Annotated in this window: 14 protein-coding genes; 9 read left to right on the top strand and 5 right to left on the bottom strand. The window is 70.2% G+C overall.

The genetic code is table 11. The annotated features are described in order from the left end of the window. Window positions 1-8: 8 nt before the first annotated feature. Window positions 9-857 carry an S-formylglutathione hydrolase gene (gene fghA, locus KY49_RS19290; protein WP_042586192.1) on the top strand — a complete coding sequence of 283 codons (849 nt, stop codon included), beginning with the start codon at window positions 9-11 and terminating at the stop codon, window positions 855-857. 104 nt (window positions 858-961) lie between these two features. Here the strand turns inward: fghA and KY49_RS19285 are convergent, their stop codons facing one another. From KY49_RS19285 to KY49_RS19270, 4 genes are read right to left on the bottom strand one after another with little or no spacing between them, the layout of a single operon-like run. Then, the gene (locus KY49_RS19285; protein ID WP_042586191.1) at window positions 962-1,747 is read right to left on the bottom strand and encodes a metal ABC transporter permease; all 786 of its coding nucleotides are present in this window, start codon (window positions 1,745-1,747) and stop codon (window positions 962-964) included. Further along, window positions 1,740-2,633 carry an ABC transporter ATP-binding protein gene (locus KY49_RS19280; protein ID WP_042586190.1) on the bottom strand — a complete coding sequence of 298 codons (894 nt, stop codon included), beginning with the start codon at window positions 2,631-2,633 and terminating at the stop codon, window positions 1,740-1,742. Before KY49_RS19280 ends, KY49_RS19285 begins: the two co-directional genes overlap by 8 nt. Then, window positions 2,630-3,559 (bottom strand): metal ABC transporter solute-binding protein, encoded by a 930-nt coding sequence (locus KY49_RS19275; RefSeq protein ID WP_042586189.1) that lies wholly within the window; start codon window positions 3,557-3,559, stop codon window positions 2,630-2,632. Before KY49_RS19275 ends, KY49_RS19280 begins: the two co-directional genes overlap by 4 nt. 46 nt (window positions 3,560-3,605) lie before the next feature. Next, the gene (locus KY49_RS19270; protein WP_042586188.1) at window positions 3,606-4,076 is read right to left on the bottom strand and encodes a Fur family transcriptional regulator; all 471 of its coding nucleotides are present in this window, start codon (window positions 4,074-4,076) and stop codon (window positions 3,606-3,608) included. Window positions 4,077-4,431: 355 nt separating this feature from the next. Here KY49_RS19270 and KY49_RS19265 point away from each other — a divergent pair, with 355 nt between their 5' ends. The 6 genes from KY49_RS19265 (at window position 4,432) to KY49_RS19240 (ending at window position 10,411) form a co-directional block, all read left to right on the top strand. Beyond that, window positions 4,432-5,208 (top strand): L-iditol 2-dehydrogenase, encoded by a 777-nt coding sequence (locus tag KY49_RS19265; RefSeq protein ID WP_042586187.1) that lies wholly within the window; start codon window positions 4,432-4,434, stop codon window positions 5,206-5,208. A 109-nt stretch (window positions 5,209-5,317) separates the two neighbouring features. Beyond that, window positions 5,318-6,637 carry an ABC transporter substrate-binding protein gene (locus KY49_RS19260; protein WP_042586186.1) on the top strand — a complete coding sequence of 440 codons (1,320 nt, stop codon included), beginning with the start codon at window positions 5,318-5,320 and terminating at the stop codon, window positions 6,635-6,637. A gap of 110 nt (window positions 6,638-6,747) precedes the next feature. Continuing rightward, the gene (locus KY49_RS19255; RefSeq protein WP_042586185.1) at window positions 6,748-7,692 is read left to right on the top strand and encodes a carbohydrate ABC transporter permease; all 945 of its coding nucleotides are present in this window, start codon (window positions 6,748-6,750) and stop codon (window positions 7,690-7,692) included. Then, window positions 7,689-8,552 carry a carbohydrate ABC transporter permease gene (locus tag KY49_RS19250; protein WP_042586184.1) on the top strand — a complete coding sequence of 288 codons (864 nt, stop codon included), beginning with the start codon at window positions 7,689-7,691 and terminating at the stop codon, window positions 8,550-8,552. Before KY49_RS19255 ends, KY49_RS19250 begins: the two co-directional genes overlap by 4 nt. Next, window positions 8,549-9,244, top strand: a complete 696-nt coding sequence (locus tag KY49_RS19245) for an HAD family hydrolase (RefSeq protein WP_042586183.1) — start codon at window positions 8,549-8,551, stop codon at window positions 9,242-9,244. The genes KY49_RS19250 and KY49_RS19245 overlap by 4 nt, the downstream gene beginning before the upstream one ends. A gap of 57 nt (window positions 9,245-9,301) precedes the next feature. Next, entirely contained in the window at window positions 9,302-10,411 is a 1,110-nt protein-coding gene (locus KY49_RS19240; RefSeq protein ID WP_042586182.1) for an ABC transporter ATP-binding protein, read from the top strand. Window positions 10,412-10,454: 43 nt separating this feature from the next. On the opposite strand, the gene KY49_RS19235 is transcribed toward KY49_RS19240, so the two are convergent. Beyond that, window positions 10,455-11,339: a LysR family transcriptional regulator gene (locus KY49_RS19235; protein WP_042586181.1), complete on the bottom strand. Its 885-nt coding sequence runs from the start codon at window positions 11,337-11,339 to the stop codon at window positions 10,455-10,457. Between the two features lie 114 nt (window positions 11,340-11,453). Here KY49_RS19235 and KY49_RS19230 point away from each other — a divergent pair, with 114 nt between their 5' ends. Both KY49_RS19230 and KY49_RS19225 read left to right on the top strand, forming a co-directional pair. Further along, complete coding sequence (locus KY49_RS19230) at window positions 11,454-12,650, top strand: serine hydrolase domain-containing protein (RefSeq protein WP_042586180.1); 1,197 nt, start codon at window positions 11,454-11,456, stop codon at window positions 12,648-12,650. Further along, complete coding sequence (locus KY49_RS19225; protein WP_042586179.1) at window positions 12,647-13,846, top strand: MFS transporter; 1,200 nt, start codon at window positions 12,647-12,649, stop codon at window positions 13,844-13,846. The genes KY49_RS19230 and KY49_RS19225 overlap by 4 nt, the downstream gene beginning before the upstream one ends. Window positions 13,847-13,872 lie beyond the last annotated feature (26 nt).

Below are 13,872 nucleotides of genomic sequence, written 5' to 3'. Positions count from 1 at the left end.
AGACGACGATGCTCGAACTCGTTTCGTCACACGCGTGCCATGGCGGCGAGCAGCGCTTCTATCGCCATGACTCGACGGCGATCGGCCTGCCGATGAAGTTCTCGGTGTACCTGCCGCCGCAGGCCGCGCACGGCCGCGTGCCGGCGCTGTTCTATCTCGCGGGGCTCACCTGCACCGAGGAGACGTTCGCGATCAAGGCCGGCGCGCAGCAGTACGCGGCGCAGCACGGCCTCGCGCTCGTCGCGCCCGACACGAGCCCGCGCGGCGCGGGCGTTCCGGGCGAGACCGACGCGTGGGACTTCGGCGTCGGCGCGGGCTTCTATGTCGATGCGACCGAAGCGCCGTGGTCGACGCATTACCGGATGGAGTCGTACGTGACGGGCGAGCTGCGCGAGATCGTCACGGCCGAGTTGCCGATCGACGGCGCGCGGCTCGGGATCTTCGGCCATTCGATGGGCGGGCATGGCGCGCTGACGCTCGCGCTGCGTCACCCGGACCTGTACCGCTCGGTGTCGGCGTTCGCGCCGATCGCCGCGCCGTCGCGCTGCCCGTGGGGCGAGAAGGCGTTCTCGGGCTATCTGGGCGACGCTCGCGAAGCGTGGAAGGCACACGACGCGAGCGAGCTCGTCGCGCGCGCGGATGCGCCGAAGTTCGCGGACGGCATCCTCGTCGATCAGGGGCTCGCCGACCAATTCCTCGCGAACCAGCTGAATCCCGACGTGTTCGAAGCGGCGTGCGCGGCGGCAGGACAGCCGCTGACGCTGCGGCGGCATGCGGGCTACGACCACGGGTATTACTTCATCTCGACGTTCATCGCCGATCACATTGCGCATCATGCGCGGGTGCTCGGGCGATGACCGTGTGACCGGCGTCGCGCGGGTCGCGCAATCAAGAACGCCGGCGTGCCCTCGAAGGCACGCCGGCGTTTTTCATGATGCGTGCAGTCACGCCGCCGCGTGCGTCACGCGTGCCGCCGCAACAGGCTCGCCCCATACACCATCGCCGACAGCGCCGTAATCCAGAAGCTCGTCGGCCAGTCGGTGTAATACGCGAGCACGATACCCAGCCACGCCTCGAACAGCGCGAACAGCGCGGCGAGCACGACGCCCGTCGACAGCCGCGTCGACACGTTCTGCGCGGCGGCGGCCGGGCCGACCAGCAGCGTGAACACGAGCAGCACGCCGACGATCTGCGTCGCCGCGGCGACCGCGAGCGCGCACACCGCGAGGAACAGCACCGACACCGCGCGCAGCGACACGCCCTTCGCTTCGGCGAGTTCGGGCTGCAGCGACGCGAACAGCAGCGGCCGCGCGATCAGCGCGAGCGCGGCGAGGCTCACCGCGCCGATGCCCGCGAGCACCGCGAGCGTGTCGTGGCTGACCGCGAGCACGTTGCCGAACAGCAGCGCCGTCACCTGCGTCGCGAACGACGTATAGAAATGCAGGAACAGCAGGCCGAAGCCGAGCGCGCCCGACAGGATCACGCCGATCGCGACGTCGCGCCCCGCGAGCCGCTCGCCGAGCGCGCCCATGCCGATGCCGGCCGCGAGCGTGAAGCCGACCATCCCCCAGATCGGCGAGATGCCGAGCAGCACCGCGCCCGTCGCGCCGGTGAAGCCGACGTGCGACAGCGCGTGGCCGGCGAAGGTCTGCCCGCGCAGCACCAGGAAGTAGCCGACGATGCCCGCGAGCACCGCGACGATTCCCGACGCCGCGAAGGCGTTGATCATGAAGTCGTATTCAAACATCGTGTGATTGCCCGCTCGCGTGAGGGTGCGCGTGTCCGTGGTGGGAATGGCCGTGGCCGCCGTGCGCATGGCCGTCGTCGTCGCCTTCGTGCTCGTGGTCGTGCTTCTCGACTTCCACGTCGCCGGACATCACGAAGATCTTGCCGTTCACGCGCATCACGTCGATCGGCGATCCGTACAGCCGCGACAGCACGGGCTTCGTGATCACCTCGTCGACGGTGCCGAGCGCCGCGACGCCGTTGCCGAGATACAGCACGCGGTCGAGCGCGTTGAGGAGCGGGTTCAGTTCGTGCGCGGAGAACAGCACCGTGATGCCGAGCTCGCGCTGCAAGCGGCGCACGAGCTCGACGACGCCGCGCTGGTGGTTCGGGTCGAGGCTGATCAGCGGCTCGTCGAGCAGCAGCAGCTTCGGGCTGTCGAGCAGGCACTGCGCGAGCAGCAGGCGCTGCCGCTCGCCGCCGGACAGCTCCGACAGCGGGCGGCGCGCGAGCGCGCGGCCGCCGACCAGGTCGAGCACGCGGTCGACGTCGCGCCGCGTCGCGGCGCTCGCGTGCGGCAGGCCCCAGCGGTGCCCGTCGGCCGCCATCGCGACGAAATCGTAGCCGCGCATCCGGCGGCTCGCGAGGCCGCTCCTGATCTGCGGCATGTAGCCGATCGACGGATTGCCGCGCGCGACCGGCTCGCCGCCGACGCGGAGCGCACCGCCCGCGACCGGCACGAGGCCGAGCACCGCGCGCATCAGCGTCGTCTTGCCGGCGCCGTTCGGCCCGAGCACGCCGACGAATTCGCCGGGCTCGATCGAGAAGCTGACGTCGCGCAGGACCGTGCGTCCGCCCAGTTCGAGCGTGACGCGATCGAGTTCGAGTGCGTGAGGGTTCGGGGTCATTTCTTGGCGGTGGAAAGGGCCTTGCCGAGCGCGTCGAGCTGGCCGGCCATCCATTGCTGGAAGGTCTTGCCGGCCGGCTGCGTCTCGGTCACGCTGACGGTCGGCACGCCGCCGTCGCGCGCGATCTTCAGCATCCGCTTCGTGATCGGCTCCTCGGCCTGGCTGTTGTAGACGAGCACGCGCACCTGCCGCTTGCGCAGGTCGCTCTCGAACGCGGCGACGTCCTGCGCGCTCGCCTCGGTGTTGTTCATCGTCGCGAGCTGGAAGCGCTGGTTGCGCATGTCGAGGCCGATCGCGTCGGACATGTAGCCGAACACGGGCTCGGTGGCCGTCACGGGCACGCCCTTGTACTGCGCGCGCAGCGCGGCGACCTTGTCGTCGACGGGCTTCAGCGACGCGATGAACTTCTGCAGGTTCGCGTCGTAGTCGGCCTTGTGCGCCGGGTCCGCGCGGCCGAGCTCGGCCGCGATCGCGCGCGCGGCGACCGGCATCGTCGCCGGGTCGTACCACAGGTGCGGGTTGTCGCCGGCCTTCTTGCCGACGAGATCGGCGACGACGATCGTCGCGCGCTTCGCCTGCTTCGACGCCGCGAGCAGCTTGCCCATCCACGGGTCGTAGTCGGCGCCGTTGTAGATCACGAGCTGCGCCTGCTGGAGTGCGCGCGCGGTCTTCGGGCTCGCCTCGAACAGGTGCGGGTCCTGCTCGGGATTGCTGAGGATGCTCGTCACCGCGACGTGGCGGCCGCCGATCTGCGACGCGACGTCGCCGTAGAAATTCTCGGCGGCGACCACGTTGACGGCCGCGGCCTGCGCGAGCGCGGGCACGGCGAGCGACAGCGCGGCGAGGCCGGCGGCGAGCCAGCGGGCGGGGCGTGAAAACGCGGGCAGCGGGGCGCGCAGCGACGCGCGCGTCAGGGCAATGGTCATGAAACTCCTCGTCGGGAAGGGGCGGCGCGAGGCCGCGCGTTCGGCGTCAGCGTTGCGCCGGCTTGGTCTTGCAGTGTCCGCACAGGCCGCTCAGCTCGACGACCTGGTGATGAACCTCGAAACCGTGCGCGGGCGGGCTCGCGGAAAGTTGCTTCGCGAGGTCGCCGCCCGGAATCTCGGTGGTGTCGCCGCACGATTCGCAGATCAGGAACTGGCCTTCGTGCGGCACGCCGATCTCGCAGCATGCGAAGAACGCGTTCTTGGATTCGATCCGGTGGATGAAGCCGTGCTCGACGAGGAAATCCAGCGCGCGATACACGGTCGTGGGCGGCACCCGGCCGCGCTGCGGCTCGAGCTCGGCGAGCAGGTCGTACGCGCCGATCGGGCGCTGCGCGGCGAGCACGCGCTCGTAGACCTGCCGGCGCAGCGGCGTCCACGCGAGCCCGTGGTCGGCGGCGAACGCGTCGGCGCGGGACAGCCGGTCGGCGATGGACGCCGTTGACGATGAAGTAGCCATGGCGCAATGCGGGCAATGGAACGGGAATATCGCGATGATATAACGTATCGCCTTCCCGCGCATGCGGCCATCCGTCCCGTTTCTTCCCGCCCGCGCCGCAGCCGGCCCCGTCGCCCGCCCCGCGGCGCGTCCGCCCGCGCCGCAACCTGTCCCGCTCGCCGTTGTCTCGCCTGCGCCCGAGGCCGTCGGCGCGGCGCCGTTCTGCCGCACCGCATCATCGAAAACGGCCCGATCCGCCTTGACAGCCCCGGTTTCGTATCCGATCATTTGATCGCAATCAGAGCAATTATTCGTGCTGCGAGCGTTTGCTCATCTCGCGGCCCATCGCACAAGCAGAACGAAACGGAGACAGCCAGTGAGATTGCAGGACAAGGTCGCGATCCTGACCGGTGCCGCGAGCGGCATCGGCGAAGCGGTCGCGCAACGCTATCTGGAAGAGGGCGCGCGCTGCGTGCTCGTCGACGTGAAACCGGCCGGCGGGTCGCTCGCGCGGCTCATCGAGGCGAGCCCGGGCCGCGCGGTCGCCGTGGCCGCGGACGTCACCCGTCGCGACGACATCGCGCGCATCGTCGCCACCGCGGTCGAGCGGTTCGGCGGCGTCGACATCCTGTTCAACAACGCCGCGCTGTTCGACATGCGCCCGCTCCTCGACGAATCGTGGGACGTGTTCGACCGCCTGTTCGCCGTCAACGTGAAGGGGCTGTTCTTCCTGATGCAGGCCGTCGCGCAGCGGATGGTCGAGCAGGGGCGCGGCGGCAAGATCATCAACATGTCGTCGCAGGCCGGGCGGCGCGGCGAGGCGCTCGTATCACACTATTGCGCGACCAAGGCGGCAGTGATCAGCTATACGCAGTCGGCCGCGCTCGCGCTCGCGCCGCACCGGATCAACGTGAATGGCATCGCGCCGGGCGTCGTCGACACGCCGATGTGGGAGCAGGTCGACGCGCTCTTCGCGCGTTACGAGAACCGGCCGCTCGGCGAGAAGAAGCGGCTCGTCGGCGAGGCGGTGCCGCTCGGCCGGATGGGCCTGCCCGCCGACCTGACCGGCGCCGCGCTGTTCCTTGCGTCGGCGGACGCGGACTACATCACCGCGCAGACGCTGAACGTCGACGGCGGTAACTGGATGAGCTGACGCGGGATGAGCTGACGCGGCCCGACCTGCGCGCAGCGGCCCGACCGGCCGGTTGCGCGCCGTTTCATCGACATCGACAACACAACACAGAAGACACTGGAGACATGCCATGCAACGAAAGACGCTTGCCGCCCGCGTGCTCGCCGGCGCGGCGCTCGCGACGGCCGCCGGCGCCGCGCTCGCGGGAACGCTGACGATCGCGACGCTGAACAACCCCGACATGATCGAGCTGAAGAAGCTCGCGCCGGCGTTCGAGAAGGCCAACCCCGACATCAAGCTGAACTGGGTGATCCTCGAGGAAAACGTGCTGCGCCAGCGCGCGACGACCGACATCACGACCGGCAGCGGCCAGTTCGACGTTGTGATGATCGGCACCTACGAGACGCCGCAGTGGGGCAAGCGCGGCTGGCTCGCGCCGGTGGCCGGCCTGCCGGCCGACTACGACCTGAACGACGTCGTGAAGACCGCGCGCGACAGCCTGTCGTACAACGGCCAGCTCTACGCGCTGCCGTTCTACGTCGAGAGCTCGATGACGTTCTACCGCAAGGACCTGTTCGCGGCGAAGGGCCTCAAGATGCCCGACCAGCCGACCTACGACCAGATCGCCGGGTTCGCGGACAAGCTGACCGACAAGTCGAAGGGCATCTACGGCATCTGCCTGCGCGGCAAGGCCGGCTGGGGCGAGAACATGGCGTACCTGTCGACGGTCGTGAACACGTTCGGCGGCCGCTGGTTCGACGACAAGTGGAATGCGCAGCTCACCTCTGCCGAGTGGAAGAAGGCCGTCAATTTCTACGTGAACCTGCTGAAGAAGAACGGCCCGCCGGGCGCGAGCTCGAACGGCTTCAACGAGAACCTGACGCTGACCGCGTCCGGCAAGTGCGCGATGTGGATCGACGCGACCGTCGCGGCCGGGATTCTGTACAACAAGCAGCAGTCGCAGGTCGCGGACAAGATCGGCTATGCGGCGGCGCCGGTCGAGGCGACGCCGAAGGGTTCGCACTGGCTGTGGGCGTGGGCGCTCGCGATCCCGAAGACGTCGAAGCAGCAGGACGCCGCGAAGAAGTTCATCGCGTGGGCGACGTCGAAGCAGTACGTGGAGCTGGTCGCGAAGGACGAAGGGTGGGCGTCGGTGCCGCCGGGCACGCGCACGTCGACGTATCAGCGCGCCGAATACAAGGCCGCCGCGCCGTTCTCCGACTTCGTGCTGAAGGCGATCGAGACGGCCGACCCGAACGATCCGTCCGCGCGGAAGGTGCCGTACACGGGTGTGCAGTACGTCGGCATTCCCGAGTTCCAGTCGTTCGGCACCGTGGTCGGGCAGAGCATCGCGGGCGCGGTGGCCGGGCAGCTGACGGTCGACCAGGCGCTCGCGGCCGGGCAGGCCGCGGCCGACCGCGCGGTGCGCCAGGCCGGCTACCAGAAGTAGCACGGCGAAGTCACGCGGCGCGCCGTGCGTCCGCGCACGCACGGCCGTCGTGAAGCGGCAAGGCGGGCGAGCGCTGCGCGCCCGCGTCTCAATCGGAGGTGGTCCCGATCATGCGTCACTTACGTCTTCCCCTGACCCACGCGCACCCGCTCGACGCCGCGCCGCGGCCGCCCGCGCCGGACCGGCCGCGGCGCGGCGCGAGCTGGCTCGTGTCGCCGTCCGTCGCGGTGCTGGTGCTGTGGATGTCGATCCCGCTCGCGATGACGGTCTGGTACTCGTTCTCGCGCTACAACCTGCTCAATCCGGACGTGAAGGGCTTCGCCGGATTCGACAACTACCGTTTCCTCGCGACCGATCCGGCGTTCCTGCCGGCGATCTGGCACACGCTCGTGCTGATCGGCGCGGTGCTCGCGATCACCGTGGTCGGCGGCGTGCTGATGGCGGTGCTGTTCGACCGCAAGTTCTACGGGCAGGGCGTCGCGCGCCTGTTCGCGATCGCGCCGTTCTTCGTGATGCCGACGGTGTCCGCGCTGATCTGGAAGAACATGATCCTGCATCCGGTGTACGGGCTCGTCGCGAACGCGATGCGCGCGCTCGGCATGACGCCGGTCGACTGGTTCGCCGACTATCCGCTGACCGCGGTGATCATCATCGTCGCGTGGCAGTGGCTGCCGTTCGCATTCCTGATCCTGTTCACCGCGATCCAGTCGCTCGACCAGGAGCAGAAGGAAGCGGCGCGCATCGACGGCGCCGGCCCGGTCGCGATGTTCTTCTACATCACGCTGCCGCACCTGAAGCGCGCGATCGCGGTGGTCGTGATGATGGAGACGATCTTCCTGCTGTCGATCTTCGCGGAGATCTACACGACGACGGGCGGCGGCCCCGGCAACGCGACGACCAACCTGTCGTACCTGATCTACGCGCTCGGCCTGCAGCAGTTCGACGTCGGCCTCGCGTCCGCAGGCGGGATCATCGCCGTCGTGGTCGCGAACGTCGTGTCGTTCTTCCTCGTGCGGATGCTCGCACGCAACCTGAAAGGGGAGTACGAACAATGAGCGACCTGACTTTCGATGCCGGCCGCCGCACGTCCGCCGTATCCGCCGCGCTCGGCCGGGCGCGCCGCGCGGCGCCGGGCCTGCTGGCGTGGCTGATCGCGCTCGCGCTGTTCTTCCCGATCTTCTGGATGGCGCTCACCGCGTTCAAGACCGAGCAGCAGGCGTATGCGTCGACGCTGTTCTTCATCCCGACGCTCGACAGCTTCCGCGAGGTGTTCGCGCGCAGCAACTACTTCTCGTTCGCGTGGAATTCGGTGCTGATCTCGGCCGGCGTGACGGCGATCTGCCTGCTGTTCGCGGTGCCGGCCGCCTACGCGATGGCGTTCTTCCCGAACCGCCGCACGCAGAAGGTGCTGCTGTGGATGCTGTCGACGAAGATGATGCCGTCGGTCGGCGTGCTGGTGCCGATCTATCTGCTGTGGAAGAACGCGGGCCTGCTCGACAGCGTGTCGGGGCTCGTGATCGTCTACACGCTGATCAACCTGCCGATCGCGGTGTGGATGACCTTCACCTACTTCAACGAGATTCCGAAGGACATCCTCGAGGCGGGGCGCATCGACGGCGCGTCGACGTGGCAGGAGATCGTCTACCTGCTGCTGCCGATGGCGCTGCCGGGGCTCGCGTCGACCGCGCTGCTGCTCGTGATCCTGTCGTGGAACGAGGCGTTCTGGAGCATCAACCTGTCGAGCTCGAACGCGGCGCCGCTGACGGTGTTCATCGCGTCGTACTCGAGCCCGGAGGGGCTGTTCTGGGCGAAGCTGTCCGCGGCGTCCCTGCTCGCGGTCGCGCCGATCCTGATCGTCGGCTGGCTGTCGCAGAAGCAGCTCGTGCGCGGGCTCACGTTCGGGGCGGTCAAATGAACGAAATGCGCAACGAAGGCGCGCTGATCTGCGATTGCGACGGCGTGCTGATCGACAGCGAGGCGGTGGCCGCCGACATGCTGGTGCGCGAGCTCGAAGCGCGCTGGCCCGGCGTCGACGCGCGGCCCGCGGTGATGCCGCTGCTCGGGCTGCGGATCGAGCGCGTGCTCGCCGGCGCGAGCGACGCGCTCGGCCGCACGCTGGGCGATGCGGACGTCGGCGCGATCCGGCGCGCGGTCGAAGCCGCGGCGGTGAACGCGCCGGCCGTCGACGGCATCGCGGCTGCCCTCGACGCGATTACGCTGCCGATCGCGTGCGCGAGCAACAGCTACCGCGCGTACGTCGAGGCCGCGCTCGCGCGCACGGGCCTCGAGCGCTTCTTCGGCGAGCGGCTGTTCTGCGCGGACGCCGTCGCGCGCCCGAAGCCCGCGCCCGACGTGTATCTCGCCGCCGCGCATGCGCTTGGCGTCGCGCCCGCGCAATGCCTCGTCGTCGAGGACAGCGCGACCGGCATCACCGCGGCGGCCGCGGCCGGCATGACCGTGCTCGGCTTCGTCGGCGCCGGGCATGCGTCGCCAGCGCAGGTCGATGCGCTGCGCGGCATCGGCGCGCGCCACGTATTCGACGACATGCACGAGCTGCCCGGCTACGTCGCGCGCTGGCAGGCGACCGGCGCGGTGCTGCCGAATTGAGCAACGCGCCGCCCGCGGGCGGCGCATCACGAATCGAACCTCGAACGGAGACAAATCATGGCAAGCGTGCTCCTGCGCAACATCGCGAAGCGCTACGAAGACAACGAAGTGCTGCGCGACGTGAACCTCGACATCGCCGACGGCGAGTTCGTCGTGTTCGTCGGGCCGAGCGGCTGCGGCAAATCCACGCTGATGCGGATGATCGCGGGGCTCGAGGACATCTCGAGCGGCGATCTGCTGATCGACGGCGCGAAGGTCAACGACGTGCCGAGCGCGAAGCGCGGCATCGCGATGGTGTTCCAGTCGTATGCGCTGTATCCGCACATGACGCTGTACGACAACATGGCGTTCGGCCTGAAGCTTGCCGGCGCGAAGAAGCCCGAGATCGACCAGGCGGTGAAGCAGGCCGCGAAGATCCTGCACATCGACCACCTGCTCGACCGCAAGCCGAAGCAGTTGTCGGGCGGCCAGCGGCAGCGCGTCGCGATCGGCCGCGCGATCACGAGGAAGCCCAAGGTGTTCCTGTTCGACGAGCCGCTGTCGAACCTCGACGCGGCGCTGCGCGTGAAGATGCGGCTGGAATTCGCGCGGCTGCACGACGAGCTGAAGACGACGATGATCTACGTGACGCACGACCAGGTCGAGGCGATGACGCTTGCGGACAAGATCGTCGTGCTGTCGGCCGGCAGCGTGCAGCAGGTCGGCACGCCGAACGCGCTTTATCACGCGCCGGCGAACCAGTTCGTCGCGGGCTTCATCGGCTCGCCGAAGATGAATTTCCTGCGCGGCACGGTCGAGGCGGTCGATGCGCTCGGCGTGCTGGTGCGCTTCGACAGCGGCGAGACGCAGCGCGTGTCGGTCGACGCGGCCGGGCTGCAGCGCGGCGCGGCGGTGACGGTCGGCATCCGGCCCGAGCACCTGAAGGTCGGGGCAGGGGCCGACGGCGTCGCCGCGCGGACGATGGCCGTCGAATCGCTCGGCGATTCCGCGTACCTGTACGCGGAATCGGCGCTCGCGCCGGACGGGCTGATCGCGCGGATTCCGCCGCTCGACACGTATCGCACCGGCGAGGCGCTGCGCGTGCAGGCGGAAGCCGACCACTGCCATCTGTTCGACGGCGAGGGGCGCGCGTTCCGGCGCCTGAGCGCGCACGCGAAGGCCGCTTGATGGCCTGAAGCGGCCTGATGCGGCCTGAAGCGGCCTGGATCGATCAGAGGCGCAGCCGCGCGACAACGTGATCGACGAACGCGCGCAATTTCGGCGTCGGATGCCGGCCTGACGGCCACAGCACGTAGAACGCGATGCGGCATTCGACGTGGTCGTCGAGCACCGTGCGCAGCGTGCCGTCGTCGAGCGCGTCGCGCACGAAGAACTCGGGCAGGCAGGCGATGCCGCGCCCGCGCAGCGCGAAGCACAGGCGCGCTTCCGCGTTGTTGCTGACCATCGACACGGGGACGACGGGCGGCGTGCCCGTGCGCGGCGCGCGCAGCGGCCAGATCTCGAGCTTGCCGCTGCTCGGGAAGCGATAGTGCAGGCAGCGGTGCGCCGCGAGGTCGGCCGGCGTGCGCGGCGTGCCGTGCCGCTCGAGGTAGCCGGGCGACGCGACGAGGTGCTGGCGGAAGTGGCCGAGCAACCGCGACGACAGCCGCGAGTCCGACGGCCGGCCGGTGCGCAGCACCGCGTCGAAGCCTTCGTCGACGACGTCGACGAGCCGGTCGCTGAAGTCGAGGTCGAGTTCGATCTCCGGATACGCGGCCATGAAATCGGCGAGCACCGGCAGCATCAGCGAGCTGAGCAGCGGCATGCTGAGCCGCAGCCGGCCGCGCGGCGCTTCGGCCGTCTGCGTCAGCTCCTGCTCGGCCGCGTCGATCTCGGCGAGCACGCGCCGGCAGCGCTCGAGAAAGCGCGTGCCTTCCGCGGTCAACGTGATGCTGCGCGTGCTGCGGTGAAAGAGCCGCACGTTCAGGCGCGCCTCGAGCCGCGCGATCCGCTTGCCGACCGCCGACGCCGACAGCCCGAGCGCGCGGCCGGCCGCGACGAAGCTGCGCGTTTCCGCGACCTGAACGAAGACGACGAAGCCGCCCAGACTTTCCATGCAGGGTTCCCGATTGCGGACGTCGGCGTCCGGATTGTCCGGAACTCTAACCCGGTTTTTCTTCTTTCGCAGGCTCCCTACGATGGGCGCTCCTTCTTCTTTCGAGGTCACGCCATGTCATCCCTGCCTGCCGTCGTGCACGAACACGAACCGGCCGTCGCGTTGCGCGCACGGCTCGACGCGACGCTCGAGCGCGCGCTCGCCGACCAACGCGTGGTCGGCGCGGTCGTGCTGGTCGCCCGTCACGGCGAACTGCGCTATGCGCGCGCCGCCGGGCTCGCCGACCGGGAGGCGGGCACGCCGATGCGCGAGGACGCGCTGTTCCGGCTCGCATCGGTCTCGAAGCCGATCGTGACGGCCGCGGCGATGCGGCTCGTCGCGGCGGGCCGCATCGGGCTCGACGAGCCGGTCACGCGCTGGCTGCCGGAATTCGCGCCGGCATTGCCCGACGGCCGGCCCGCGCGCATCACGCTGCGCCATCTGCTGTCGCACACGGCCGGCCTCGGCTACCGCTTCCTCGAAGCCGACGGCGACGGCCCGTATGCGCGCGCCGGCGTCTCCGACGGGATGGATCGCGCGGGCATCACGCTTGCCGAAAACCTGCGGCGCATCGCCGGCGTGCCGCTGCAGTTCGCGCCGGGGACGTCGTGGGCGTATTCGCTGGCGACGGACGTGGTCGGCGCGCTGATCGAGGCGGTCGACGGGCGTCCGCTCGACGAGGCGGTCGCGGCGCTCGTCACGACGCCGCTCGGCATGATCGACACCGCGTTCGTCGCGCGCGACGCCGCACGGCTCGCGACGCCTTACGTGAGCACGGATGGCGCGCCGCGCAGGATGGCGGCGTTCGATATCGCGCCGGTATACGAGGGCACGGTCGGCATTCGCTACGAGCCGGCCCGCGCGCTCGATGCCCAGGCCTTTGCATCGGGCGGCGCGGGCATGGTCGGCACCGCGCGCGACTGTCTCGCGCTGCTCGACGCGTTGCGCACCGGCCGCCCGGGCTGGCTGGAGGCCGTGTGGACCGACGAGATGGGGCGCGTGCAGCCGGGCGCGCACGACTTGCCCGCCGCGCCGGGATTCGGCTTCGGGCTCGGGTTCTCGGTGCTGCGCGATCCGGCGGCCGCGCAGTCGCCGGAGCCGGCCGGCACGTGGCGCTGGGGCGGCGCATACGGGCATGCGTGGTTCGTCGACAGGACGGCCGGGCTGACGGTCGTCGCGTTGACCAACACACTGTACGAAGGGATGCACGGACGCTTCGTGACCGACGTGCGCGATGCGGTCTACGGCGTCGGCGAACGGGGGACGGCATGAGCGACACGACGTCCACGCCGGCCCGGCTCGCGCATGCGGGCGAGCGCCTGCCGGTTGCGAACCTGCTCGCGCTCGCGACGGCCGGATTCATCACGATCCTCACCGAAGCGCTGCCCGCCGGCCTGCTGCCGCTGATGAGCGGCGACCTGCGCGTGACCGAGGCGCTCGTCGGGCAGCTCGTGACCGTCTATGCGCTCGGCTCGATCGTCGCGGCGATTCCGCTCGTCGCCGCGACGCGCGGGATGCGCCGGCGCCGGCTGCTGCTCGCGGCGCTCGGCGGCTTCGTCGCGTCGAATGCGTTGACGGCCGCGTCGCCGTACTACGCGCTCACGCTCGTCGCGCGCTTCGTCGCGGGCATGTCGGCCGGCCTGCTGTGGGCGCTGCTGGCCGGCTACGCGAGCCGGATGGCCGGCGAGCGGCTGCGCGGCCGCGCGATCGCGGTCGCGATGCTCGGCGCGCCCGTCGCGATGTCGATCGGCATCCCGGCCGGCACCGCGCTCGGGTCCCTGTTCGGCTGGCGCGTCGCGTTCGGCGGCATCACGCTGGCCGCGCTCGCGCTGGCGGCGTGGGTGCGCGCGCGGCTGCCCGACTATCCGGGGCAGCCCGCCGGCACGCACCGGCCGGTGCTCGACGTGCTGCGGCTGCCCGGCGTGCGGACGGTGCTCGCCGTGATGTTCGCGTACGTGATCGCACACAACATCCTGTACACGTACATCGCGCCGTTTCTCGCCGGCGTGCGCATGGGCGCGCGAGTCGATGCGGTGCTGTTCGTGTTCGGCGTCGCGTCGCTGATCGGCATTGCGCTGACGGGCGCGTGGATCGTCCATGCGCTGCGGCGCCTGACGCTCGCGAGCGTCGCGCTGTTCGCGCTGGCGGCGCTGATGCTCGGCGCGAGCGGCGCTCACCCGCTCGTCTATGCGGCCGTCGCGCTTTGGGGGCTCGCGTTCGGCGGTGCGGCGACGCTGTTCCAGACGGCGCTGGCGCACGCGGCGGGGGAGGCCGCCGACGTCGCGCAATCGATGCTCGTGACCGTGTGGAACCTCGCCATCGCGGGCGGGGGCGTCGTCGGCGGGCTGCTGCTTGACGGGCCCGGTGCCGGCGCGATGCCGTTGGTGCTCGTCGCGCTGCTGATGGCCGCATGGATCGGCGCGTGGCGCGCGCGTCGCCACGGTTTTCCGGCGGCGCGGCCGGCGTAGGTTCGGCGGTGGGTTCGGCGCGGGGC

This window comes from Burkholderia sp. MSHR3999 (genome assembly GCF_000833595.1).
GTDB lineage: Bacteria > Pseudomonadota > Gammaproteobacteria > Burkholderiales > Burkholderiaceae > Burkholderia > Burkholderia ubonensis.
Note: the sequence above shows the minus strand (reverse complement) of the source record. Positions and strands in the feature narration are given on the sequence as shown.